General features: G+C 63.4%; 19 protein-coding genes. 13 read left to right on the top strand and 6 right to left on the bottom strand.

Features of this window, described 5'->3' with window-relative positions; translation table 11 throughout:
- The first annotated feature begins 124 nt into the window (after positions 1-124).
- The 7 genes from ribBA to lon all read left to right on the top strand — a co-directional run bounded on the left by ribBA (position 125) and on the right by lon (position 7,972).
- Positions 125-1,279, top strand: a complete 1,155-nt coding sequence (gene ribBA / locus HA399_RS12795; protein ID WP_404325176.1) for a bifunctional 3,4-dihydroxy-2-butanone-4-phosphate synthase/GTP cyclohydrolase II — start codon at positions 125-127, stop codon at positions 1,277-1,279.
- A gap of 111 nt (positions 1,280-1,390) precedes the next feature.
- Positions 1,391-1,873 carry a 6,7-dimethyl-8-ribityllumazine synthase gene (gene ribE / locus HA399_RS12790; RefSeq protein WP_043331374.1) on the top strand — a complete coding sequence of 161 codons (483 nt, stop codon included), beginning with the start codon at positions 1,391-1,393 and terminating at the stop codon, positions 1,871-1,873.
- Positions 1,870-2,385, top strand: a complete 516-nt coding sequence (gene nusB / locus HA399_RS12785; protein ID WP_043331373.1) for a transcription antitermination factor NusB — start codon at positions 1,870-1,872, stop codon at positions 2,383-2,385. The genes ribE and nusB overlap by 4 nt, the downstream gene beginning before the upstream one ends.
- Before the next feature lies 1 nt (position 2,386).
- Positions 2,387-3,460: a thiamine-phosphate kinase gene (gene thiL, locus HA399_RS12780; RefSeq protein ID WP_404325175.1), complete on the top strand. Its 1,074-nt coding sequence runs from the start codon at positions 2,387-2,389 to the stop codon at positions 3,458-3,460.
- Complete coding sequence (locus HA399_RS12775; RefSeq protein WP_043331372.1) at positions 3,457-3,930, top strand: phosphatidylglycerophosphatase A; 474 nt, start codon at positions 3,457-3,459, stop codon at positions 3,928-3,930. The genes thiL and HA399_RS12775 overlap by 4 nt, the downstream gene beginning before the upstream one ends.
- A 115-nt stretch (positions 3,931-4,045) precedes the next feature.
- Positions 4,046-5,326, top strand: a complete 1,281-nt coding sequence (locus HA399_RS12770; protein ID WP_404325174.1) for a DUF945 family protein — start codon at positions 4,046-4,048, stop codon at positions 5,324-5,326.
- Between the two features lie 195 nt (positions 5,327-5,521).
- Complete coding sequence (lon, locus tag HA399_RS12765) at positions 5,522-7,972, top strand: endopeptidase La (RefSeq protein ID WP_084589197.1); 2,451 nt, start codon at positions 5,522-5,524, stop codon at positions 7,970-7,972.
- Positions 7,973-8,238: 266 nt separating this feature from the next.
- Here the strand turns inward: lon and HA399_RS12760 are convergent, their stop codons facing one another.
- A complete protein-coding gene (locus HA399_RS12760; protein ID WP_043331370.1) occupies positions 8,239-8,580 on the bottom strand; it encodes a YegP family protein in 342 nt (113 codons plus the stop codon).
- A 429-nt stretch (positions 8,581-9,009) separates the two neighbouring features.
- Here HA399_RS12760 and ilvD point away from each other — a divergent pair, with 429 nt between their 5' ends.
- Positions 9,010-10,854 (top strand): dihydroxy-acid dehydratase, encoded by a 1,845-nt coding sequence (ilvD, locus tag HA399_RS12755; RefSeq protein ID WP_107336223.1) that lies wholly within the window; start codon positions 9,010-9,012, stop codon positions 10,852-10,854.
- 214 nt (positions 10,855-11,068) lie between these two features.
- Here the strand turns inward: ilvD and HA399_RS12750 are convergent, their stop codons facing one another.
- Together HA399_RS12750 and HA399_RS12745 are read right to left on the bottom strand one after the other, a co-directional pair.
- Complete coding sequence (locus tag HA399_RS12750) at positions 11,069-12,682, bottom strand: diguanylate cyclase domain-containing protein (protein WP_404325173.1); 1,614 nt, start codon at positions 12,680-12,682, stop codon at positions 11,069-11,071.
- Positions 12,683-13,528: 846 nt separating this feature from the next.
- Positions 13,529-15,106: a helicase HerA-like domain-containing protein gene (locus HA399_RS12745; RefSeq protein WP_404325172.1), complete on the bottom strand. Its 1,578-nt coding sequence runs from the start codon at positions 15,104-15,106 to the stop codon at positions 13,529-13,531.
- 648 nt (positions 15,107-15,754) lie between these two features.
- On the opposite strand from HA399_RS12745, the gene HA399_RS12740 reads away from it, so the two are divergent.
- Complete coding sequence (locus HA399_RS12740; RefSeq protein ID WP_043331367.1) at positions 15,755-16,114, top strand: hypothetical protein; 360 nt, start codon at positions 15,755-15,757, stop codon at positions 16,112-16,114.
- A 223-nt stretch (positions 16,115-16,337) separates the two neighbouring features.
- On the opposite strand, the gene nudE is transcribed toward HA399_RS12740, so the two are convergent.
- Entirely contained in the window at positions 16,338-16,934 is a 597-nt protein-coding gene (gene nudE, locus HA399_RS12735; RefSeq protein WP_404326981.1) for an ADP compounds hydrolase NudE, read from the bottom strand.
- Between the two features lie 201 nt (positions 16,935-17,135).
- Between nudE and yrfG the strand changes: the two genes are divergently transcribed.
- The 4 genes from yrfG to HA399_RS12715 all read left to right on the top strand — a co-directional run bounded on the left by yrfG (position 17,136) and on the right by HA399_RS12715 (position 21,173).
- Positions 17,136-17,846, top strand: coding sequence for a GMP/IMP nucleotidase (yrfG, locus tag HA399_RS12730; protein ID WP_082388286.1), 711 nt, complete (start codon positions 17,136-17,138; stop codon positions 17,844-17,846).
- The gene (locus HA399_RS12725; protein ID WP_303569931.1) at positions 17,843-18,235 is read left to right on the top strand and encodes an RNA-binding S4 domain-containing protein; all 393 of its coding nucleotides are present in this window, start codon (positions 17,843-17,845) and stop codon (positions 18,233-18,235) included. Before yrfG ends, HA399_RS12725 begins: the two co-directional genes overlap by 4 nt.
- Positions 18,236-18,389: 154 nt before the next feature.
- Positions 18,390-19,304 (top strand): Hsp33 family molecular chaperone HslO, encoded by a 915-nt coding sequence (hslO, locus tag HA399_RS12720; RefSeq protein WP_404325171.1) that lies wholly within the window; start codon positions 18,390-18,392, stop codon positions 19,302-19,304.
- Between the two features lie 309 nt (positions 19,305-19,613).
- Complete coding sequence (locus tag HA399_RS12715) at positions 19,614-21,173, top strand: phosphoenolpyruvate carboxykinase (RefSeq protein ID WP_404325170.1); 1,560 nt, start codon at positions 19,614-19,616, stop codon at positions 21,171-21,173.
- A 150-nt stretch (positions 21,174-21,323) separates the two neighbouring features.
- On the opposite strand, the gene HA399_RS12710 is transcribed toward HA399_RS12715, so the two are convergent.
- Together HA399_RS12710 and HA399_RS12705 are read right to left on the bottom strand one after the other, a co-directional pair.
- Positions 21,324-22,253, bottom strand: coding sequence for a lytic transglycosylase domain-containing protein (locus tag HA399_RS12710; RefSeq protein ID WP_404325169.1), 930 nt, complete (start codon positions 22,251-22,253; stop codon positions 21,324-21,326).
- A 175-nt stretch (positions 22,254-22,428) separates the two neighbouring features.
- Positions 22,429-24,159, bottom strand: coding sequence for a proline--tRNA ligase (locus HA399_RS12705; RefSeq protein WP_404325168.1), 1,731 nt, complete (start codon positions 24,157-24,159; stop codon positions 22,429-22,431).
- Between the last annotated feature and the right edge of the window lie 245 nt (positions 24,160-24,404).

Genomic DNA, 24,404 nt, shown 5'->3' with positions numbered 1-24,404 from the left:
CTGGCGACAGCGGCGTCGCTGGGTGCTGGCGCAAAACGGGGTGGCGGGGTACCCTGACGCCCGACTTTTTGATAATACGCGTGGGTCCGGCATGGGCCGGCGCAGCCCGTAAAGTGGAGCAAGCATGGCGCTATCAGGCATCGCAGCACTCGTCGAGGATATCCGGCAAGGCAAGATGGTCATCCTCATGGATGACGAGGATCGTGAGAATGAAGGCGACATCATCATCGCCGCGGAAGCCGTGACAGCCGAGCACATCAACTTCATGGCACGCCACGCGCGTGGCTTGATCTGCATGCCGATGTCGCGTGAGCATTGCGAACAGCTCCAGCTGCCACTGATGGTTCAGGCCAACGGTTCCGGCTTCGGCACCAAGTTCACGCTCTCCATCGAGGCCACCGAAGGCGTCACCACCGGTATCTCGGCGGCTGACCGCGCCCGTACCGTGCAGGCTGCCGCCGCGCGCAATGCGCGCCCGCAGGACATCGTCCAGCCGGGGCACATCTTCCCGCTGATGGCGGAACCGGGTGGCGTGCTGCGTCGTGCCGGCCATACCGAGGCGGCCTGTGACCTGGCGTCCATGGCGGGCTTTGGCGCGACCGGCGTGATCTGTGAGGTCATGAACGATGACGGCAGCATGGCGCGTCGTGAAGAGCTCGAGCGCTTCGCCGCCGAGCACGACCTCAAGGTCGGTACCATTGCGGATCTGATCGAATATCGCATCCACAATGAGCAGACCGTGGAAGTGCTGGACAGCGAGCAGGTCGAGACCGCCTTCGGCGAGCTGACGCTGCACTGCTTCAGCGATCGCATCCAGGGCCGTCACCACCTGGCGCTGGTCAAGGGCACGCCGGACGCCGAGTCTCTGACGACCGTGCGCGTGCACGTGCAGGACCCGATGCGCGACCTGCTGACCCTGCGTCAGCCGGGCAGCAGCAGCTGGGCGCTCAATGACGCCCTCGCCGAAGTCGCCGCCGCCGATGCCGGCGTGCTGGTACTGCTGGACACCGGCAGCGACGCGATGGATTACAAGGATCGTCTCGATGTCTTCCTCGGACGACGTCGTACGCCGCGCACCAACGAATCCGATGGTGCGGGCAATTATCTGACCACCGGTACCGGTGCCCAGATCCTTCGGGATCTCGGTGTCGGCCGGATGCGTCTGCTCAGCTCGCCGTGGAAATTCTCTGCCCTGTCCGGGTTTGGCCTCGAAGTGGTCGAACTGGTCGGCAGTGATGACACGGCAGGCGAGACAGACGCAGACGCCGCGGGCGCGTAAGCGCTTCGGCACCCCAAATGGCGGGGGAGGTCGCGCACTTCTGGCGGCCTTCCCCGGTATGATTGATATCCCCGCCCCGGTTCTCCGGGGCGCTAGCATTGTGGACTGACCATGCAACCGATTGCTCAACTCGAAGGCACTTTCACCAATGTCGATGGCCGTTACGTCATCGTCGTCGGGCGTTTCAACCACCATGTCGTCGACAGCCTGGTGGAAGGCGCGGTCGATTCTCTCGTACGCCACGGCGTCGATGAGGAAAACATCGACCTGATCCACGTGCCGGGTGCCTGGGAAATTCCGCTGGCCGTCAAGGCCGTGCTGGCCAAGGTCAAGCCGCACGCCGTCATCACGCTGGGTGCGGTGATCCGCGGTGGTACGCCGCACTTCGAATACGTCGCCGGTGAGTGCAACTCCGCGCTGTCGCGTCTGCAGCTCGAATTCGACACCCCGGTCGCCAATGGCGTGCTGACGGTGAATTCCATCGAGCAGGCCATCGAGCGTGCCGGCACCAAGGCTGGCAACAAGGGTACCGAAGCGGCCATGGCGGCGATGGAAATGGTCTCCCTGCTCAAGGCCATGGGAGGTGACGCGTGAGCGAACGCAAGGAACGTACCGAGCGCGAGCCGTCCAAGCAGCAGCAGGCGCGTCGCGCCGCTCGCGAGCTGGCCGTGCAGGGCATCTACCAGTGGCAGATGACCGGCAAGAACATGACCACCATCGAAGCCGAGTTCCGTGGTCAACAGGTCGACGATGACGTCGAGCTGCACGAGAACTGGGTCGAGGTGATGCGCATCGCCGACCAGGCGCTGTTCCACGAGCTGCTGCACAACGTGCCGCGCTTCCAGAAAGAACTGGATGCCAGCATCAGCCCGCTGCTCGATCGTCGCCTGCAGGATCTCGACGAGATCGAGCTGGCCATCCTGCGTCTGGGCGCCTACGAGCTGTCCAAGCGCATGGAAGTGCCGTATCGCGTGGCGATCAACGAAGGGGTCGAGCTGGCCAAGACCTTCGGTGCCACCGACGGGCACAAGTACGTCAACGGGATCCTCGACAAGCTGGCAGTCAAGCTGCGCAGTGCCGAGGTGACCCAGGCCCGCCTGCGCTGACATGCCAGGTGAATTCGAGCTGATTGCCCGCTACTTCCAGCGCGATCTGTCCGGGGCACCGGGCGTGTTGCTGGGGCCGGGTGACGACTGTGCACTTCTTGCCGCCAGTGATGGCATGCAGATGGCGGTCAGTGTCGATACCTCGGTGGCGGGGGTGCACTTCCCGCCGGATGCGCCTGCGGCGTCCATTGGCCATCGCGCCCTGGCCGTCAATCTGTCTGATCTGGCGGCGATGGGCGCGACCCCGCGCTGGGCGTTGCTGGCCCTGACGTTGCCGGACGTGGATGAAGACTGGCTGCATGGTTTCGCGGCCGGTTTCCACGCGCTGGCGGATCGCTACGGCATCGCGCTGGTAGGCGGCGACGTCACGCGCGGCCCGCTCTCCATCACGATCACCGTGCATGGCGAGCTGCCGTGCGTGCTCGAGCCTGCCCAGCAGGCCGACAGCGTGACCCGCCCGATTCTGCGGCGTGATGGTGCCCGTGAGGGGGATCTCATCGCGGTCACCGGCCTGCCGGGGCTGGCGCATGCTGGCCTCAAGGCCTGGCAGGATGGCGTACGCGATGTGCTGAATCCTTGCCTGGCGGCCTACCTGCGACCAGAACCGCGGGTCGATGCGGGGCTGGCGCTGCGTGAGCTGGCCAGTGCGGGCCTGGATGTCTCCGATGGCGTGATGGGCGACCTGGCACACATCTGTCGTGCCAGTCAGCTGTCGGCGGCGCTGGAGCTTGGCGAACTGCCGCTGGCGCCGGAGCTGATCACGGCGCTGGGCGAGCAGGGCGCCCGCGAGGCGGTCCTCAATGGCGGCGACGATTACGAGCTGTTGCTCACGCTGCCCGCAGAGAACCTCGAGACGGCCAGGCTTGCCCTGCGCTCACTCAACCTGTCCTTGAATGTCATCGGTCGCATGCAGGCGGCGGGCAGCGATGCGCCGCGCGTGATGCTGATGGACAAGGGCGTTGAGCAGGCAGCGACGGGCCAGAGCTGGCAGCATTTCTCTGCCTCGCAGGCCTCTGGGGCAGACGGCTCCGGCGGTGATGCATCGCCACGCAACGCGAACGGGGTGGCATCATGAATCGCGCACCCGCCAGTGTCTGGCGGCGCCCCGTGCACTTCCTGGCCTTCGGGCTGGGCAGTGGTACCGCGCCCTTTGCACCGGGCACCTTCGGTACTCTCGCGGCAATCCCGTTCTACTGGCTGATGACCAACCTCACGCTGTGGCCGTATCTGGCCATCGTGCTGGTCGCGTCGCTGGTCGGGATCTGGATCTGTGATCGCACCTCGCGCGATCTCGGTGTGCATGATCACTCCGGGATCGTCTGGGACGAATTCGTCGGCTATTGGATCACGATGGCCGCCGTGCCATTCTCTTGGCAGGCAGCGCTATGGGGCTTCGTGGTCTTCCGGGTCTTCGATATTCTCAAGCCATGGCCGATTCGCTGGGCCGACCGCCGGGTTGCCGGTGGCTTCGGCATCATGCTGGATGACGTCTTCGCCGGTATCTATGCCTGGTCGACGATGCATCTGTGGCTGTGGTTGCACTGACGCTTCGCTGCCTTGGTGGCGAGGCTCACGCACATGTTTCACTGATGGAAGCAGATGCGACAAGAGGCACCGCGCAGACGGTGTGATGCTCCAATAACGGACAAGGGTTAATGCGATGGGCAAGGGACTGATAACCGCGACGGCAGTGGTCGTCATCGGGGCAGCCGGCTATGTCGGCGGCGTGGCTTACTCAAGCCAGCGCTTTGAAGATGAGATGGCCCGCATGGTGGCAGAGCTCGACAGGAGCTCCGACATCAAGGCGACCCGTGAGGATGTCGACAGCGGCTGGTTCGGCTCCACGGGCCGGGTAGAGATGGAACTCGCCACCGGGGACGGTGAAGGTCCCATGCGCATCGTATTGCCCTATGAAGCCGGCCACGGCCTGCTGTCGACCACCATGCAGGGCAACTTCAAGGTGCTGTACGGTACGCCGTCACGCGATGTCTTCGCCGAAGTGCTCGGCGATGGCAAGGCGATCGCCTTCGATGGCAGCGTCGACAACTTCAGCGGCGCCAGCGACACCACCCTGACCTTGCCGGCCTTTGACTGGCAGGACCCGGAGAGCGGCACGCGCATCGACTTCCAGGGCGGCGAGCTGCTGGCCTCCCACGATGGCGGTGACACGCCGGAAATCACCGTGGATGGCGAGATCACGCCGTTCGATATCACCAATGGCGCCGAGAAGGTCAGCGTCGGCACCCTGAGCCTCAACGGCATCTATCGCGGGGCGGACAATGACTTCCGCCAGGACGACAAGATCGTGCTGGACACCCTGACCATCGACAACGGCACCGGTCAGCCGCCAGTAGTCGCCAGCGATATCCGTTACAGCGGCGAAACGCGTCTGGACCCGACCGAGCTGCGCTATCTGATGAAGCTGTCGGTGCAGGATGTCAGTGCGGGTGATCAGCAGATGGCCAGCGGCGACGTGTCCATCTCGATCGACCGTCTGCAGGGCGCAGCCGTCTATGACTTCATCACCCAGCTGCAGGGCTTGCTGGAAGAAGCGGGCAAGCCGTTCGAGGAGCTGAGCGAAGAGCAGCAGGTCGCCATCCTCGAGAAGGTCGAAGCGCCGCTGTTCACCATGCTGAGCACCTCTCCGCGCATGACGCTGGAATCGCTGAATGCCAAGAGCGATGCCTTCGGCGTCGACATGCAGGGTGATGGCCAGATGATTCTCGATGGTGCCGACATCACCGACCTGACCATCCAGGAGCTGCAGACCGTGCCGGGTCAGCAGGCCTTCCTGAATCGTCTGAGCGGGCGCTTCGAGTTCCGCAACGTGCCGCCGATGATGGCCATGATGGCGGGTGTCTCTCCGCAGGCCGCCGACCGCAACCTCGTGGTCGAGATCGACGGTGACAGCGTGAAGATCAACGGCACCCCGATCTACTGAGCGCCGCGCAGTATGCTGGAAACGACAATGCCCGCCTCATGGCGGGCATTGTCGTTTCCAGGGGGCGCATCAGGTGCCACCCTGAACACGCAGTGTTGCGCCCCCAGCGCGGCAAGCCTGCCTTGATAAAGTGTCTCACTGGCCGCATTGGTGGAGATGATCGCCTCAACCGAGGCCTGGTTTCATGAGGGTTGCATGCCACGTCACGAAGAGATTTCCGATAACGACGATATTCTTGCCGGCTTCGAGGATGACAGCCAGTCACAAGAGCCTTCTTCTTCCGCCTCGGGTGGGCTGGTGCCGAGTGGTGACCAGCTGCCGGAGCGCATCTACCTGCTGCCGATTCACAATCGCCCGTTCTTCCCGGCCCAGGTCCAGCCGCTGGTAATCAACAAGCAGCGTTGGGCCGAGACCATGCAGCTGGTCGGCAATACGCCGCATCATGCTGTCGGTCTGGCCTTCGTCGGCGATGTCGAGGTCGATGAGCTGGGGGTCGAGCATTTCCCCGAGATCGGCTCCGCCGTGCGCGTCCACAAGCCTGAAGACGGCGATGACCAGGTACAGTTCATCGCCCAGGGGCTGCGCCGCTTCCGCATCACGCGCTGGCTGTCGCGCAAGCCTCCCTATCTGGTCGAGGTCACCTATCCGCGCGAGCCGGTCGATGCCGAGAGCGATGAGGCGCGCGCCTATGCGATGGCGATGATCAACGGCATCAAGGAACTGCTGCCGATCAACCCGCTGTACGGCGAGGAGCTCAAGCAGTACCTCAACCGCTTCAGCCCGCATGAACCGGGTCCGCTGACCGATTTCGCCGCCGCCATCACCTCGGCCAAGGGCGCTGAGCTGCAGGAGGTGCTGGAGTCGCTGCCGGTGATGGAGCGCATGCAGAAGGTGCTGCCCCTGCTGCGCAAGGAAATCGAGGTCGCACAGCTGCAGACCGAGATCTCCCAGCAGGTCAACGCGCAGATGGAAAAGCATCAGCGCGAATTCTTCCTGCGCGAACAGCTCAAGGTCATCCAGCGTGAACTGGGCATCTCCAAGGATGATCGCGAGAATGACGTCGATACCTTCCGCGGCCGTCTCGACGAGCTCAAGGTGCCGGAGCGGGTTCAGTCGCGCATCGATGATGAGCTCGACAAGCTGTCGGTGCTGGAGACCGGCTCGCCGGAATACGGCACCACACGCAACTATCTTGACTGGCTGACCTCGCTGCCGTGGGGCATCACCTCCACCGATCAGCTCAATCTGGCCCATGCGCGTACCGTGCTCAATCGCGATCACGATGGGCTGGATGATGTGAAGTCACGTATCGTCGAGTTTCTGGCCGAGGGCACCTTCAAGGGCGATGTCGGCGGCTCGATCCTGCTGCTGGTCGGCCCGCCCGGCGTGGGCAAGACCTCCATCGGGCGCTCCATCGCCCAGGCGCTGGGACGCGAGTTCTATCGCTTCTCGATCGGCGGCATGCGCGATGAGTCCGAGATCAAGGGTCATCGCCGCACCTACGTGGGCGCCATGCCCGGCAAGCTGGTGCAGGCGCTCAAGGAGGTCAAGGTCGAGAACCCGGTGATCATGCTCGATGAGATCGACAAGCTGGGGCAGTCCTTCCAGGGCGATCCGGCCTCGGCGCTGCTCGAGGTGCTGGACCCGGAGCAGAACGTCGACTTCCTCGATCATTACCTCGATGTGCGCCTCGATCTCTCCAAGGTGCTGTTCGTGTGTACCGCCAATACGCTGGACAGCATCCCCGGCCCGCTGCTGGACCGCATGGAGCAGATTCGCCTCTCCGGCTACATCGCCGAGGAGAAGATGGCGATCGCCAAGCACCACCTGTGGCCGAAGCTGCTGACCCGCGACAATATCCCCAAGAAGCGCATCAATCTGAGTGACGCCGCGCTGCGTCAGGTCATCGAGGGCTATGCCCGTGAGGCCGGCGTGCGCCAGCTGGAGAAACAGCTGCACCGTATCGTGCGCAAGGCGGCGGTGAAGTTGCTGGAAGAGGAGCTTCCGACCGTGAAGGTCTCGGTCAAGAACCTCGAGGAATTCCTCGGTGCGCCGATCTTCCGTCGCGAGAAGGTCCTGGCCGGCGAAGGCGTGGTGACCGGGCTTGCCTGGACCAGCATGGGCGGTGCGACTCTGCCCATCGAAGCCACCCGGGTGCATGGCCTGACAAGAGGCTTGAAGCTGACCGGCAAGCTGGGCGACGTGATGCAGGAGTCCGCCAACATCGCCTACTCCTATACGCTGGCCAATCTCGAGGCCTACGATGCCGAGGCGGACTTCTTCAACGAGTCCTTCATTCACCTGCACGTGCCTGAAGGTGCGACGCCCAAGGATGGCCCCAGCGCCGGCGTGACCATGACCACGGCGTTGATGTCGTTGGCCAAGCATCAGGCGCCGCGCAAGGGGCTGGCGATGACAGGTGAGCTGACCTTGACGGGTCAGGTGCTGCCGGTGGGCGGTATCCGCGAAAAGGTGATTGCGGCACGGCGCAGTGATATCTACGAGCTGATTCTGCCGCAGGCCAACCAGCGCGATTACGATGAGCTGCCGGAATACTTGAAGGAAGGCATGATCGTGCACTTCGCGGCGCGCTACGCGGATGTCTCGCGTGTGGTCTTCGACAGTGACAGCGCCCAGCGTCATTGAGTGGTGTGTGATCAGCGGCGAGGCGTGAGTGACAAGCGCTGATTGCCAGGCCCCGAGCCCAGATGCTGAGCGCCAGATGTTGAGCTCCACCAGCGCGAAGTCAGCCGCAAGACGACAGAGGCCCCGCCAATTGGCGGGGCCTCTGTCGTTGCTGTGCTTTCTTCTTCCTTGGCTTGGGTCTGTCGATTCCGGGAGAGTCTGGGAGAGCGATTGGAAGAATGGTCGGGAGGGTGGTCGGGAAAGGGGCTGGGCTGGCTAGCTCGTGCTCAGGCGGTGTCGAGTTGCTCGAGGACGGCCGCCTCGGCGGCATTGCGCCCGACGCTGGCGATGCCGTTGTCGCGGCCGGATTCCGACTTGTACATCTGGCTGCGACCGATCTGCTGGCTGTTGGCGGCCAGCAAGGTGAAATAGAAACGTCCGTCCTTGGCGACTTCCCGGGTGAAGCGTTTTTCTTCGACGGCATTCTTGCGCACGGATTCCACGCCGTTCAGGCAGCCGCGCTTGTCGGCATAGCCCTGACTCTGCAGGATCTTCTCGCCGTTGCCTGCCTTCAGCGCAAAGTAGAACTTGCTGTCCTTGCCCCGAGTGATGACGAATTTTCCGGCCATGGGTGACTCCTGTTCCTTGTGGGGTGTCTGGCATTGCCTGATGTGTCGTCCTTCAGTGTAATCAGCGCCTCCCGCCGCAGGCCCACGCTAGAGGCCGCTTCATTCAACGCTTTCGGCGCTTGTCGGCATCTTTCGGGGCTGCTGATGGCGTGGGCGGCGCTATCTGGTAGGCAAGCGGGGCCGGTACATGACAGAATTGACCCTAGGCAGACAGCGTTGACCCAAGAGGCACGCGTCTCCTCTGGACACCAGGTGTGCGTACCCCGAGCGGGGCGCCGCCTGACCAAAACAGAAGCCGCTCCCGTGCGGAGTGATTCTGCAGCGGATTGCGCAGAAGGGCGGCGTCAGTTTTCTGACCCCGCCAGGCGCAATTCCATGAATCAGTCCCTCTCGCACAGGAGAGCGGCCAAGCATTGAATGAGGTTTACCATGCCAGAGTATCGCTCCCGTACGACCACCGCAGGTCGTAACATGGCCGGCGCTCGCGCCCTGTGGCGCGCCACCGGCATGAAAGATGGCGACTTCCAGAAGCCGATCATCGCCGTTGCCAACTCCTTCACCCAGTTCGTGCCGGGCCACGTCCACCTCAAGGACATGGGTCAGCTGGTCGCGCGCGAGATCGAGAAGGCCGGCGGCGTCGCCAAGGAATTCAACACCATCGCGGTCGATGATGGCATCGCCATGGGCCACGACGGCATGCTGTATTCGCTGCCGTCGCGTGACCTGATCGCCGATAGCGTCGAATACATGGTGAATGCCCACTGTGCGGATGCGCTGGTGTGCATCTCCAACTGTGACAAGATCACCCCGGGGATGTTGATGGCCGCCATGCGCCTCAACATCCCGGTCATCTTCGTCTCCGGCGGCCCGATGGAAGCCGGCAAGACCAAGCTGCTGGATCACGGCCTCGATCTGGTCGATGCCATGGTCATCGCCGCCGATGACAGCGTCGACGACGAGACGGTCGCCGAGATCGAGCGCAGCGCCTGCCCGACCTGTGGCAGCTGCTCGGGCATGTTCACGGCCAACTCCATGAACTGCCTGATGGAAGCGCTGGGTCTGGCATTGCCGGGCAACGGCACCGTACTGGCCACGCACTCCGATCGTCGTCGCCTGTTCGAGAATGCCGGGCATCGCATCGTCGAGCTGGCGCGCCGTTACTACGAAGGCAACGAAGAGCATCTGTTGCCGCGTGCCATCGGCTCCCGCGCCGCCTTCGCCAACGCGATGACGTTGGATATCGCCATGGGTGGCTCGACCAACACCATCCTGCACCTGCTGGCCGCCGCTCAGGAAGCCGGTGTCGACTTCACCATGTCTGACATCGACAAGCTGTCCCATAGCGTGCCGCAGATGTGCAAGGTGGCGCCGAATACCCAGAAATATCACATCGAGGATGTCCATCGTGCCGGCGGCATCATGGGGATCCTGGGCGAGCTGGATCGCGCCGGTGTGCTGGATACCTCAGTGCCGACCGTCTACGGCGACTCGCTGTCTGCGGCGCTGGAAGAGTGGGACATCATGCGTTCGCCCACTGATGAAGTCGTCGAATTCTATCGCGCCGGCCCGGGCGGTATTCCGACCCAGACCGCCTTCTCGCAGAGCGCGCGCTGGCCGAGTCTGGATGGTGATCGCGCCCAGGGCTGTATCCGCGATTACGACCATTGCTTCTCCACCCAGGGCGGCCTGGCCGTGCTGTACGGCAACATCGCACTGGATGGTTGCGTGGTGAAGACCGCTGGCGTCGATGACTCCATCCTCGTCTTCGAAGGCCGTGCCTACGTCTGCGAGTCCCAGGATCAGGCGGTGGAAGACATCCTGGCCGACAAGGTCAAGGAAGGCGACGTCGTGATCATCCGCTACGAAGGGCCGAAGGGCGGTCCGGGCATGCAGGAAATGCTCTACCCGACGTCCTATCTCAAGTCCAAGGGGCTGGGCAAGGCGTGTGCGCTGCTCACTGACGGTCGTTTCTCCGGCGGTACCTCGGGCCTGTCCATCGGTCACGCGTCTCCGGAAGCGGCGGCGGGCGGCGCCATCGGTCTGGTCGAGCATGGCGACACCATCCTGATCGACATCCCGAACCGCACCATCAACGTCAAGCTGAGCGACAGCGAGCTGCATGAGCGCCGTGAAGCGATGGATGCCCGCGGCAAGGATGCCTGGAAGCCAAGCATCCAGCGCAACCGTCGTGTCTCCGCCGCGCTCAAGGCCTATGCCTTGCTGGCGACCTCTGCTGACAAGGGCGCCGTGCGCGACCTGAGCAAGCTGGACTGAGAATCGGCTTCAGATATCTGACCCGGTCTCTGAGCAGGCCTCTGCGCTGAGACACCGCGCAAGCCTGTGTGACTCCTGTATGTCTCCTTTGTGAGTACTGAGTGAGTGCTGAGTGAGTCAAACGACAACGGCCACCCTTCGGGGTGGCCGTTGTCGTTGATGGGGATGTGTCTGAAGGGCATCCGTGGCAGGTCGCACACACGAAAGGCGCCACTCAGGGCAGATCGGGTGAGGGGAAGCCGCTCGGGGCCTGGGGGCTTGCGAAGGTGTCCGTCGGGATGATCGGCTCAAGCTCCAGGAAGCGCACGCGATTGCGTCCCTGGCGTTTGGCCTTCTTGAGTGCGTGCTGGGCGCGCTCGCAGAGCTCGAGACGGTTGGCTAGCGTGAGCGTATCGGGCGCCGGGTGATAGCAGGTCAGCCCGATGCTGCAGGTGACCGGCCCATCGAGACCATGCAGTTCTGCCGTGGCATGACGGACGCGCTCGGCGAGGATGATGGCGCCGCTGGAATCGGTCTGGCCCAGCACCGCGATCAGCGAGCCATCATCGCGCTGGCTGAGCAGGTCGCTCTTGCGTGTCGCGTTGCGCAGGATGGTGGAGACCTGCTGCAGTGCACGGTCTCCTGCGGCGCGGCCGTACTGGCGATTGAAGTCGGTAAAGGCATCCACGTTGAGCAGCAGGATCGACAGTGGCTGCCCATGGCGCGCACTGCGCGCAATCTCACCATCCAGCTGTTGCGCGAAGATTTCCGTGGGCAACAGCTTGTCCAGCACCGACGGCACGGCCGGGCCCGGGGGCGCCATGCTGGCCAGCTTGTGCCGCATGCGGGCCAGGCTCTCCTCGTGGGAGCGCTGCTCGCTGAGATCCTGGTGCTGGCTGAGAATGACGCCGGAGTGGCTGTCGATCACATCCAGATGCAGCATGACTTCGATGATCTGCCCCTGTCTGCCCAGATAGCGATGCGGCTGCTCGAAGTGGGTGATCTCGCCGGCCTGCATGGCCAGAAGTGCCTCCTGACAGGCCTGCATGTCAGCAGGGTGGGAGACATCCTCCAGCGCGCCGCGCTGCAGTTCACTCCTCTCCGTCCCCAGCAGTTGGGCCAGCGCCGGATTGAGACGTGTCCAATGGCCATGGAAGTCCATGATCGCCATCGGGAGCTGGCAGCGCGAGAACAGCAGCTCCATCTCCTGGTAGGCGAGGCGCAGGTTGCCCAGTTCACTGGTCAGCCGCTTGCGCGCATTCTCGCGATCGATCAAGCCTCCCAGCAGGCTGGCCAGTGTCTCGACCAGTGCACGATCGCTGGCGCTGAAATCTGCCGCGCGCGGTGAGTTGTCGCCGAAGCAGACGGTGCCGGTCAGACGGCCTTCGGTCCACACCGGGGCGGCGATATAGCTCTGGAAGGGCATCGACTTGAGGGCCGGATGAGTCTCGAGTGCTGGCGTGCTCGCGATATTGGCGTAGGCGATGCAGCCTGCCTGCTCAACGACTTCATTGCAGTAGGTCTCGTTCAGCGGTGCGATCGCGCCCTCGACCTTGCCGGGCGGCGGATTGACCGCCGCCATGATTTCATAGCGATTGGCCTCAGCGTGGCCGAGGATGCCGGTGGTCATCCCCAGCAGGCTGCAAGCGATCACCAGGTACTCTCTGAGCTGTTCGCTGAAGGTTCCCGCAGGGGCGAGTGTCAGGGCAAACAACGCTTGCAGCTGGGCGGGTCCGAGATTCTCATTGAGGAAGACAGTCGCGGCGGCGGCTTGTGGCGAGAGCTCTGAGGTATCAACTGGACTCGAGTGCCCCGAGGAGGGTGGTCGCGCGGGCGGAGTAGGCAGCATGTGACATCCTTATCTTGCATGTTGCGGGTAGAGGGAATGGCCAGACAACAAGTATGGTGGCTCGGAGCGATGAACGGGCGTTTTACTGGGGCAGAAAATCAACTGTTCATATACGTAAGACTGATGGGGCCTTTCGAGGTGCGACTGGATTGGAGACGCGCCAGGCCGTGACTCTGGTGGTACAAAAGAAACGGGGAGGCCGGTCGATGGCTGATCGACGGCCTCCCCGACAAGTTCTTTCTCTGCCCACCATGCTGTGTCGTCATGCGTGGCAGAGTCTGTGTGCCGCTTGTCCTGTCATCCGTGTCCTGTGCCGTTTCACACCTGGTGTCACCGGTGGGGCAGGCAGGATCCCGCTGTTGTCATGCGTAACGTTGTTGGCTCAGGCGGCTTCTGCCAGCTGAGGTTCCGCTGTCGCTTCCATATCGATGGCTTCCAACGCCAGTTCGATCGAGAACCAGTTGTCGTTCAGCCACAATTCCAATGCTTCATTGCTCATGCACATCGTCCAGTCTCCCCGAGAGTAGTGGCAAGCGCGTGTGTGTCATGGTGTGCTGCCGGTAAGCAGCAATCATCAGTATGGCGTCTCCTTGCCGAGAGCGAATGAAGTTTGCGCGACGATATGATGTCAGCAGCCTTGGATAGCGAAAGCAGGACATCACCCATGGTCAAATGACCATGGGTGATGTCCTGCTTTTCGTGAAGGATGAGTCTCTCAGTCTCGAGAGCTTGCTTGCCGGGAAAAGCCTTTCCTTGCCAAGGAGCGCTTCAGGCTGTTGGCGAGGCGTCAGGCTGTTGGCGTGGCGTCAGGCTGTTGGCGTGGTATCAGACTGAAGGGAGCGAGCCTCAGCGGCGAGTGAAGGAGCGCAGCAGACTGCGAATCAGTGTCCGTCCCAGCTGCGACCCCAGGGCGCGCATCACGGACTTGAGCAGGGTCTCCATGACGCCCTGACGCTGACTGCCGCCTGAGCGTGGGGCGCTTTCGGCCACCGGACTTGTGTGCTCGGTGTCGCGGCGGGCAGCGTTGGCAGCAGCTTGAGCGCTTTCATCCCGTTCTGTGGCAGGCGGCGTGGTGTCAGGCGTTGCCGCTGGCGTCTCCTGTGGCCGAACCTGGGCCGTCGCCGAGCTCGTCAGTTGCGCCTCGAGACGCTCGTGAGCCGATTCACGATCTATCACCTCACCATAGCGACCGGCCAGTGATGAGCTTGCCAGCAGCGCTGTGCGCTCGCTGTCACTCAACGGGCCGATCCGCCCACGTGGCGGTGCGATCAAGGTGCGCTCCACCTGGGTGGGCGTACCCTTGCTGTCGAGCACCGAGACCAATGCCTCGCCCACGCCCAGCTCCGTGATCACCTGAGCCGTATCGAGGGCCGGGTTGGGGCGGAAGGTCTCGGCAGCGGTCTTGACGGCCTTCTGGTCGCGCGGAGTGAAGGCGCGCAGGGCATGCTGGATCCGGTTGCCCAGCTGACCGAGCACGTCATCGGGGATGTCGGCGGGGGATTGGGTCACGAAGTAGACGCCGACCCCCTTGGAGCGAATCAGGCGCACCGTCTGCTCGAGGCGCTCAAGCAATGCCTTGGGAGCGGCATCGAACAGCAGGTGGGCCTCGTCGAAGAAGAACACCAGCACCGGGCGGTCGGCATCGCCGCGTTCTGGGAGGGTGCGAAAGAGTGTCGACAGGAACCACAGCAGGAAGGTGGTGTAGAGACGTGGACTCTGCATCAACTCACGCCCATCGAGCAGATTGATGAAGCCGCGTGTCTGGTCTCCCTCGCCCGTGGTCGCCAGCATGTCATTGATGTCGAGCGCCGGTTCGGAGAAGAAGCGCTCGCCGCCCTGGGTGGCCAGCACATGCACCCGGCGCAGCATGGCGCCGAGACTCTGGGGGCTGACACTGCCATAGCGATCCTCGAAGCCCTCGCGTTCACGCTCGATATGCTTAAGCAGGCTGATCAGGTCCTTGAGGTCGATCAGCTCCAGCCCTTCACGCTCGGCATGATCGAAGGCCAGGTGCATCAGGCCACTCTGGGTGTCGTTCAATTCCAGCAGAGTCGACATCAGCTCAGGCCCCATGGAAGCCACGCTGGCGCGCACTGCATGTCCGCTCTTGCCGAACAGATCCCACAGCCTGACGGGCGCGGCCTGAGGCTGCCAGTCATTGATGTCGAGGCTGGCGAGGCGTTCATCGACGCGCGGATGCGGGTTACCCGCCGCGGCGATGCCGGAGAGGTCACCCTTGACGTCGGCGGTGAACACCGGCACTCCCATGCGTGAAAACTCTTCTGCCAGCACCTGCAACGTGACGGTCTTGCCGGTACCTGTCGCACCGGCGACCAGACCGTGACGATTGGCCAGTGCCCCGGCTAGCGTGATGTGGCCCTTGGGTCCCTGTCCTGCGAGTCCCCCGATCAGCACGTCTGGCATGTGAGTCTCCTGTCATTCAGGTGATGGCGGTGCTTGCAGAGGGAGGTGTGGCAACCACTGCCGATGACCGCAGAGATGGGCGATGTCGTGGAGTTATAGGGTTACAAAATGTTTCGTTGAGTAAAATACTGCAAGCCATCTTGCGCCACTTGACGCATGGCGTCAGGCAACCGACGCGCGACAAGCCGCCTGATGAGCGGCCAGCAGCCCATATGGGCGCTAATTAAACGCGAGCCGATATCTCACTCTTGTATAGGAAATCTGGAAGAAAGATATTTTTCTTTCCCTTCTCTGCTTGAAAGTCTGGCCCTGTAGTTCCATATCTTTAGGCATCAGGGCGCATGTGACGCAACACGCCTCGGCAGATTGGCGCTTTCGTCAAGAATGACACCAGCAGGTTCGGGTACAACTCTGGTGACGTTTTTTTGAAGAATGCTCCGACAAGTAGCCGACGCGCTAGAGGGTGTTCGATAGATGCGCCGCAAAGATTTGACGCAGTACCACAAGACGTCGTTGAGATAGTTAGGAGCGTCTTGTGGAGCCTGGAACTCGAGACATCCAGTCTCGGGGTTCTTGAAGGCTTACCGGCAACGGCCGAGCGAATCATCTGCTCGTCTCTTGCAACAGACCGCTACTGGAGGATGGATCATGAAGAAGCTGACTGCTGCACTTTTCGCGACTGCCCTGGCACTGCCGACCACCGCTGCCTTTGCCGAGCACCACGAATCCAGCAACACCGGTTCCGCCAACACTGGCGCCCACTCCACCAAGGTAGAGGGCGGTACTGCTGCGGGTCATGAAGATGGCAAGGTGCATGATGATACCGAGCGCAACACCGAGAGTGGTTCTGCCAACACCAAGAAGGATTCCATGATGGTGGAAGGTGGCACGGCCCAGTCCGAGTCCGCCAAGCACGGCAAGGTCATGGATAAAGGCGAAGACCACATGGGCGTCAGCCCGGAATCCGGTTCGTCCAACACCGCTGATGGCAGCATGAAGACCGAATAAACGTGTCTTGACGGTCTGGTTTCAGGCCAGACCCGCAATGGATCTTGCGGTGCCTGAACGAGTCGCCAGCACGACCCGCTTGAGCGCATCGCGAGTGAAACGACAAGCCCCCGCCATTGGCGGGGGCTTGTCGTCGTATGGGAGCACGTAAATCAGGGAGTGAGGGGCAGGGAAAAGGTGGCTGGCCCCTCAGGGCTTGTGGCCAGTGCTTGCCAGCAAGCCCCTACCACCAGCGAGGGCTGTAGGTATCTTCCCCGGCCAGCAGGCGTTCGCGGGCCATGAACAGCGCCGCGATCGCGCGCGCCTCGTGGAAGTCCTCACGCGCCAGCAGCGCCGGCAGTTCATCGAGGCGGTGGCGCTCGACGACCAGCGGTTCCGGTTCATCGCCCGGCAGGCGCTTTTCGAACAGGTCGCGCGCCAGCATCACGTTCATGCGGTGATCCATGTAGTTGGGCGCCAGGCTCAGTTCGGCCAGTGGCTCGATGTTGTGCGCGCCAAAACCGCATTCTTCCATCAATTCGCGATTGGCGGCGGTCACCGGGTCCTCGCCCGGGTCGATCAGTCCCTTGGGCAGGGTCAGCACATATTGCTCAGGGCCAGCGGCATATTCGCGGATCAGCAGCACGTGGTCGGGGTCGGGCATGGCGACGATCATCACCGCGCCGTGACCGCCGCTCTTGAGGCGCTCGAAGCTGCGGGTGGCGCCATTGGAGAAGGTCAATTCCAGCGCTTCGACGGCGAACAGGCGCGAGCGTGCGACCTCGCGGCGTGAGTCGATCCGCGGCGGCGTCAGCGTGTGGCTGGCGTCTGAATGACTCATGGTCGGGTGAACGGTATCTGGCGCATCATCCATCGCAAGTCCTCGCGAGGCAGTATGAGAAGAGAGAACACTGTCGCTCATCGTGGCAGGCCGCCGCGAGCGGGGCAATCACAAGCCGCCATCACCCCTCGTTGCACATGCGCGCCCGTGGGCCATGCTTTACACTATGAGGCCAAATTTCCCTCTGGCTGACAGAATCCGATGCTTGACTGGAACACTATCGACACCGTGCTGTTGGACATGGACGGCACTCTGCTTGACCTTCACTTCGACAGCCACTTCTGGCTCGAACACCTGCCCAGGCGCTATTGCGAGCTGCACCGCCTCGATGAGGCGCTGCAGGCCGATCTCAAGGCGCGCATCATCAGCGAGTCCGGCACGCTCAACTGGTACAGCCTCGATTACTGGAGCCGTGAGCTCGAGCTCGACGTCGTCGCCCTGAAGCGTGAAGTGCAGCATCTGATCGGCTATCGCCATGAGGCCGAGGACTTCCTCGCCTGGCTGCGCGATCAGCCGCAACGCGTGGTGCTGGCGACCAACGCCGACCGTCATGGCATCGATCTCAAGTTCGCGCTGACCGGCATGGGCGACTACTTCGACGCCGTGGTGTCGTCCGCGGATCTGGGCCACGCCAAGGAAGAGCAGGCCTTCTGGCACAAGCTCAACGAGATCGAGCCCTTCGACCCGGCGCGTACCCTGTTCATCGATGACAATCCGCAGGTACTGGAAAGTGCCCACACCTATGGCATTGCCCATCTGCTGGGCGTGCGTCAGCCGGACTCGAAGCGCCCTGCGCGTGATTTCGAGCGTGTGCACGGCCTGGACGGCTTTGCAGTGCTGACCGAGGGCGCGGGCCCTGAGGTGGCCAATGCCGGAGTCTCGAGCGACGGGGAGGGCAAGGAGGCGTCATGAGCGATCAGGTACGTATCGACAAGTGGTTGTGGGCGGCGCGCTTCTTCAAGACGCGTGGCATGGCCAAGAAGGCCATCGAAGGCGGCAAGATCCAGTACAACGGCGGCAAGGTGAAAACCTCCAAGACCGTCGAGGTCGGCGCCCTGATCGAGGTGCCGCAGGGCTGGGATCGCCTCGTCGTCGAGGTGCTGGCCCTCAGCGACCAGCGCCGTGGCGCCCCCGAGGCCCAGAAGCTCTATCAGGAGACGCAGGAGTCCCGCGAGCGCCGTGAGCGTGACGCCGAGACGCGTCGCCTCGGCAATCAGGGCATGACGCCGCCTCCCGGCCGTCCTGACAAGAAACAGCGTCGCAACATCCATCGCTTCCAGCGCCAGGATGCCGATAGCTGAGCCAGCGCGAGTCACCGCCGGGTGCCTTGGCACCGACCGGCAGAATTTCCATACCGATGTGTGTCAGCACATCGTTGTTGGCGGCCTGACATGGGGGCGCTTGTGCGCTCTCCCTTCATGCCTGCCTTGAGGTCCCTCAATGAGCGAACACGACATGCAAGATTCCCATTCCACTGACGATGCGGCCGTGCCGAGCTTCGATCAGATCCAGCGCTTCCTGTTCGATGCCACCAACGTGCGTGGCGAGATCGTCACACTCGACAAGGCCTACGCCGAGGTGCTCGATCGTCACTCCTACCCGCAGGCCATCTCGCGCCAGCTGGGCGAGATGCTGGCGGCCGTGGCGCTGCTGACCGAGACCATCAAGCTCGATGGCACCATGACGCTGGAAGTGCGCGGTACCGGTATCGTGCGCCAGCTGATGGCCGAGTCGAACCCCGGCGGTGAGCTGCGCGCCATCGCACGTCTCAGCGATGAAGCGGTGTTGCCGACGGAAGAGTCCAGCCTGCAGGAGCTGGTCGGCCAGGGGCAGATCGTGATCACCCTCGACCCACGTGAAGGCAAGCGCTATCAGGGCATCGTGGCCATCGATCAGGACAGCCTCGCCGGCTGCCTGGAGAGCTACTTCAGCCAGTCAGAGCAGCTGCCGACCCGCCTGTGGCTGATGGCCGATGGCAAGCGCACCGGCGGCGTGATGCTGCAGCAGCTGCCCAACGATGACGCCAACAAGGACCCGGATGCCTGGGAGCGCGTCGTGCATCTGGCCGAGACCCTCAAGGCCGAGGAGCTGCTGACGCTGGACCAGCAGGAAGTGCTGCATCGTCTCTATCACGAAGAAACCGTGCGCATCTATGAGCCCAAGGCGCTGCGCTTCGGCTGCACCTGTTCGCGCGAGCGTCTGGGCGCTGCCCTGCACAGCATCGCCGCCGACGAGCTGCGTCAGATCGTCGCCGAGCAGGGCGAGCTGGCCACCCAGTGTCACTTCTGCCATACCCGCTATTCCTTCAGTGCCGCGGAAGTGGAAGCGATCATCGAAGATCCTGACGCCGAAAGCCCCGTCGTGCATTGAGCATTTCCCGACGCGCCGGCGGCTGGCCACGGGGATGATGATTGTCTGACATATCGTCGTCCGTCAGGCGACGGCGACTGCGCCAAAGTGTTGCAACAATGGGCGTTTCCGCCCGACACCCTTTTTGCCATAATGCCTTGCCAGCACAGGGCCGGATGCCCTGTGCTGGTGGTATCGACGGTGTCATGGCATGCCGTCATGCGCGATCGGGCAGCAACGATCGATCACAAAATAAGCCTGTGGCATGTACCTCGGGCATCTGGCTTCAGCCATCAAGAGAGAGGGCGGCCCTGAGCCGCGGAGACGCGAATGAGCAAGCATCAAGACAGTGCGGTGACCACTCACACCAATCTCAGCAGCGCAGAGCTGATCGAGCTGGCAGTGGCTCGCGGCGAAGGACGTCTGGCCGACAACGGCGCGCTGGTCGTGGAGACGGGCGCCCGTAGCGGACGCTCCCCGAACGACCGCTTCATCGTCGACGAGCCGTCCACCTCGGACGCCATCGACTGGGGCAGCGTCAATCGCCCGTTCAGCCCGGAGCGTTTCGACGCCCTGTGGGAGCGCGTCGAGGACTACCTCGGCGAGCGCGACAGCTTCGTCTCCGAGCTGCATGTCGGGGCTGACCTCGAGCACTACCTGCCGATCCGCGTGACCACCGAGACGGCCTGGCACAACCTGTTCGCGCGTACCATGTTCGTGCGTCCGGACAGCTTCAATGCCAAGGACAAGAGCGAGTGGACCATCCTCAACGCGCCGTACTTCACCTGCGAGCCACAGCGTGATGGCACCAACTCCGACGGCGTCGTGCTGATCAACTTCGCGCGTCGCCGCGTCCTGCTGGCGGGCATGCGTTACGCCGGTGAGATGAAGAAGGCCATGTTCTCGGTGCAGAACTTCCTGCTGCCGGAAAAGGACGTGCTGCCGATGCACTGCTCCGCCAACGTCGGTGACGATGGCGAGACCACGCTTTTCTTCGGCCTGTCCGGCACCGGCAAGACCACCCTGTCCGCCGACCCGGCGCGTTACCTGATCGGTGATGACGAGCATGGCTGGGGCGAAGGCACCGTCTTCAACATCGAAGGCGGCTGCTACGCCAAGTGCATCGACCTGTCCCAGAAGAACGAGCCGGTGATCTGGAACGCGATCAAGTTCGGTGCCGTGCTGGAAAACGTGGTGCTGGATGACCGTCGTGGCGCGGATTACGGCGATGACCGTCTGAGCCAGAACTCGCGTGCCGCCTACCCGCTGGAGCACATCGAGAAGCGCGTGCCGGAAAACCGTGCCGGTGAGCCGAATGCCATCGTCTTCCTGACCTGCGACATGTCCGGCGTGCTGCCGCCGGTGTCCGTGCTCAGCAAGCAGGCCGCTGCCTATCACTTCCTGTCCGGCTACACCGCCAAGGTCGGCTCCACCGAGATGGGCTCCACCGCCGGTCTCGAAGCCACCTTCTCCACCTGCTTCGGCGCGCCGTTCTTCCCGCGTCCGGCACGTGAATACGCCGACCTGCTGATCAAGCGCATCGATGCCTTCGGCTCACGCGTCTACCTGGTCAACACCGGCTGGACCGGTGGCTCCTACGGTGAGGGCGGCTCACGCTTCTCCATCCCGACCACGCGCGGCATCATCAGCGCGATCCAGAACGGTGCGCTGGCGGACATCGAGACGCGTCACATCGACGTGCTCAACCTGGATGTGCCGGTACGCGTGCCGGGCGTCGATACCAGCCTGCTCGACCCGCGTGAGACCTGGGAAGACCGCGCTGCCTACGACAGCAAGGCGCGTGACCTGTCAGCCAAGTTCGTCGAGAACTTCAAGAAGTTCGCCGGCGTGGATGAGGCGATCATCGCGGCAGGCCCGACCCTGGTCTGACGATCGGCAGGATTGATCGCAAGCGGTAAGCAAAAAGCCTCGCCTGGTGTTCCGGGCGAGGCTTTTTCGTGTCTGCTGCTTTTCTCGTCAACAGCTGCTGTCATCACCTGCTGTCGGGTCTGTCAGGCGCTGTCGGGCCTGTCGGGCCTGTCAGGGACTGCCGCCGGCGGCCAGCGAGCGGTTGGCAGGGCCGTCGAAGGTATCCTCGGCGGCGAGCGGGCCCTGGCCGTGCGCAGCGTCGGTATGTTGCTCGATGCCCTCACCTTGCTCAACACCACCACTTTGCTCGAGGCCGTGGCGTGACCCGGACTGGCCGGGCTCAGTGCTGCTGGCCTCGGCGCGTCGTGACGCATCTTCGTCGGCGGTGTCGGCAAGGCCTTCGGGCGTGCGTTCGGCGACGAAGGGCGCCGGCGCCTGATACCACCAGCGGGTGGTCCAGGCGCGCATCACCCGCTCCGGGTACCAGGTCTTGCCGAGGCTGCCGTTGTAGCGCGCCAGCGCATCGGTGATGTCGCCTTTCTCGCGCTTGAGGTAGTGGGCAAGGATGGTGGCGCCGTAGCGCAGGCTGGTGTCCTGATCGAGCAGGTTGTCTTCGGGCTCGCCGATCTCACGCTTCCAGAACGGCATGACCTGCATCAGGCCACGAGCACCGGCGTGGGAGACCGCGGTGGGTTTGAAGGCGCTCTCGACCTGGATGACAGACAGGATCAACTCCGGTGCCAGGCCTGTGCGCGTCGCTTCACGACGGACCTTGCGCAGCAGGTCGATGCGCGCGGCGCGGTCCGGCATGTAGCGCTCCAGGCGCTGCTGCATGCTCAATACCCAGTGCAGGGCATCGATGGGGTCCTCGAAGGCCTCGGGTTCGGCCAAGGCCTCGCGCAGGCTGTCACGCAGCCCCGGCGACAGCCCATGCTCGGGGATCGCGGCGGCGGCCTGCACCGGGGGGCTTGTCAGTCCGGTAGACGCAGCGCTCAACGTCAGCAGGACAGCGGCCAGCCACGGGCGCAGGCGGCGAGGTGGGGTGTCGCCTGCAGCGCCTTTTACGGGCGGCGCTGAAGGGGAAATCGGTGAGATGGTCATGCGCAGTCCCTGCGTATCAGTCATGGCGCCATTATGCCGTTACCGCGGCGTTGACGGTAATGGGATGTTCAAGGAAGGCAGATAACGAGACAGCCCGCCCCTCGAGAAGAGGAGCGGGCTGTCTTGGGTGCTGCGATAGCGCCAGCCGTGAGCGAATGGCTCAGGCTGCTCGAGTTCAGCTCGCGCTGCGCTCGGCCAGGAAGTCCAGCAGGCTGTCGACGGCGATCATGGTCGCTTCGGCATCGGTGCGACCCTTGTACTCGTACTCGCCATTGTCGAGACCGCGATCACCGATCACCAGACGATGCGGAATGCCCAGCAGCTCGCCGTCGGCGAACTTGTTGCCCGGGCGCAGATCACGATCATCCAGCAGCACGTCGTAACCGGCCGCGGTCAGCTCCTGATAGACGCGCTCGGCAGTCTCGCTGACGCGCACGGACTTGTGGGCGTTCATCGGCACGATGGCGACCTGGAAGGGCGCGATGGCTTCCGGCAGCACGATGCCGCCCTTGTCGTTGCCCTGCTCGATGGCAGCGGCGACCACGCGGGTCACGCCGATGCCGTAGCAGCCCATGGACAGCGGCTGCGCCTTGCCGTTCTCGTCGAGCACGGTGGCGTTCATGGCTTCGGAGTACTTGGTGCCGAGCTGGAAGATGTGACCCACCTCGATACCGCGTGCGATATCGATCACGCCCTGGCCGTCCGGCGACGGGTCACCGGCGACGACGTTGCGGATATCGGCGATTTCCGGCAGCGGCAGATCGCGCTCCCAGTTGAGGCCGAAGTGGTGCTTGCCTTCGATGTTGGCACCGGCACCGAAATCGCTCATCAGTGCGACACTGCGATCGATGATGATCGGCATCTCGAGGCCGACCGGACCGAGGGAGCCGAAACCGGCACCGACGGCGGCGCGCACTTCCTCGTCGCTGGCCATGGTCAGCGGCTCGGCGACCTGCGGCAGGTGCTCGGCCTTGATCTCGTTCAGCTCGTGGTCGCCACGCACCATCAGCGCGATCAGACCCCCTTCGACGCCTTCGGCCGCCTTGACGATCAGCGTCTTGACGGTCTTCTCGATGTCCAGACCGTGCTGTTCGACCAGTGCGGCGATGGTCTTGGCGTTCGGCGTGTCGACCAGCTGCATCTCCTGGGTCGGTGCCGCGCGCTCAGGCGTCTCGCCCAGCGGTGCCGGCAGCGCTTCACACTTCTCGATGTTGGCGGCGAAATCGGAGCCGGTGGAGAAGGCGATGGCGTCTTCACCGGAGGCGGCCAGCACGTGGAATTCGTGGGAGCCGGTGCCACCGATGGAGCCGTTGTCGGCGATGACGGGACGGAAGTCGAGACCCAGGCGCGTGAAGATGCGCACGTAGGTGTCGTACATCACCTGATAGGTCTCTTTCAGGGATTCTTCGCCCAGGTGGAAGGAGTAACCGTCCTTCATCACGAACTCGCGCGAGCGCATCACACCGAAGCGCGGACGAATCTCGTCGCGGAACTTGGTCTGGACCTGGTAGAAGTTGGCCGGCAGCTGCTTGTAGCTGTTCAGCTCACGACGCGCGAGGTCGGTGATGACTTCCTCGTGGGTCGGGCCGACACAGTAGTCGCGCTGGTGACGGTCAACGACGCGCAGCAGCTCGGGGCCGTACTGCTCCCAGCGACCGGACTCCTGCCACAGCTCGGCTGGCTGCACGGCCGGCATCAGCAGTTCCTGGGCACCGGAGCGGTCCATCTCTTCACGCACGATGCGCTCGACCTTGCGCAGTGTGCGCAGGCCCAGTGGCATCCAGGTGTAGAGGCCGGAGGTCAGGCGACGGATGAAACCGGCCCGCAGCATCAGCTGGTGGCTGACGACTTCGGCGTCGGACGGGGTTTCCTTGAGAGTGGAAATCAGCAGTTGACTGGCACGCATGGGCTCAGCGATCCCTCGACTTGTCGCTTTGATCGGTACGCTTCGCAGTCGCGAAGCATGAACAGGCAGGTCTTCGGCACGCCTTTTACAGGCGTATCAACGAAGCAGACTGAGCGCATTGTACTGCCGCGAGCCTTGGAGGGGCAAAGTGCATGGCCAGACTGGAAAAATCCGCGCCGGCCTGCCGATACTGGTGACACGGGATTTCCCTTTGGAGAGGGCCGTGAACGGCTTTCTCGGGGAGA

Origin of the sequence: Cobetia sp. UIB-001 (genome assembly GCF_044789135.1) — a bacterium.
In the GTDB taxonomy this organism is placed as follows: Bacteria; Pseudomonadota; Gammaproteobacteria; order Pseudomonadales; family Halomonadaceae; genus Cobetia; species Cobetia amphilecti.
The sequence above is the reverse complement of the archived record's forward strand: the minus strand, read 5'-3'. Positions and strand labels throughout refer to the sequence as shown.

Coding starts and splice junctions, on each gene's coding strand:
- nudE (WP_404326981.1), bottom strand. CDS start 16,934: ATGAGTCATTCAGACGCCAGCCACACGCTGACGCCGCCGCGGATCGAC.
- HA399_RS12745 (WP_404325172.1), bottom strand. CDS start 15,106: ATGCCAGACGTGCTGATCGGGGGACTCGCAGGACAGGGACCCAAGGGC.
- yrfG (WP_082388286.1), top strand. CDS start 17,136: ATGCTTGACTGGAACACTATCGACACCGTGCTGTTGGACATGGACGGC.
- HA399_RS12715 (WP_404325170.1), top strand. CDS start 19,614: ATGAGCAAGCATCAAGACAGTGCGGTGACCACTCACACCAATCTCAGC.
- ribE (WP_043331374.1), top strand. CDS start 1,391: ATGCAACCGATTGCTCAACTCGAAGGCACTTTCACCAATGTCGATGGC.
- HA399_RS12740 (WP_043331367.1), top strand. CDS start 15,755: ATGAAGAAGCTGACTGCTGCACTTTTCGCGACTGCCCTGGCACTGCCG.
- HA399_RS12760 (WP_043331370.1), bottom strand. CDS start 8,580: ATGGCCGGAAAATTCGTCATCACTCGGGGCAAGGACAGCAAGTTCTAC.
- HA399_RS12775 (WP_043331372.1), top strand. CDS start 3,457: ATGAATCGCGCACCCGCCAGTGTCTGGCGGCGCCCCGTGCACTTCCTG.
- thiL (WP_404325175.1), top strand. CDS start 2,387: ATGCCAGGTGAATTCGAGCTGATTGCCCGCTACTTCCAGCGCGATCTG.
- HA399_RS12770 (WP_404325174.1), top strand. CDS start 4,046: ATGGGCAAGGGACTGATAACCGCGACGGCAGTGGTCGTCATCGGGGCA.
- ribBA (WP_404325176.1), top strand. CDS start 125: ATGGCGCTATCAGGCATCGCAGCACTCGTCGAGGATATCCGGCAAGGC.
- HA399_RS12750 (WP_404325173.1), bottom strand. CDS start 12,682: ATGCTGCCTACTCCGCCCGCGCGACCACCCTCCTCGGGGCACTCGAGT.
- hslO (WP_404325171.1), top strand. CDS start 18,390: ATGCAAGATTCCCATTCCACTGACGATGCGGCCGTGCCGAGCTTCGAT.
- lon (WP_084589197.1), top strand. CDS start 5,522: ATGCCACGTCACGAAGAGATTTCCGATAACGACGATATTCTTGCCGGC.
- ilvD (WP_107336223.1), top strand. CDS start 9,010: ATGCCAGAGTATCGCTCCCGTACGACCACCGCAGGTCGTAACATGGCC.
- HA399_RS12705 (WP_404325168.1), bottom strand. CDS start 24,159: ATGCGTGCCAGTCAACTGCTGATTTCCACTCTCAAGGAAACCCCGTCC.
- HA399_RS12725 (WP_303569931.1), top strand. CDS start 17,843: ATGAGCGATCAGGTACGTATCGACAAGTGGTTGTGGGCGGCGCGCTTC.
- HA399_RS12710 (WP_404325169.1), bottom strand. CDS start 22,253: ATGACCATCTCACCGATTTCCCCTTCAGCGCCGCCCGTAAAAGGCGCT.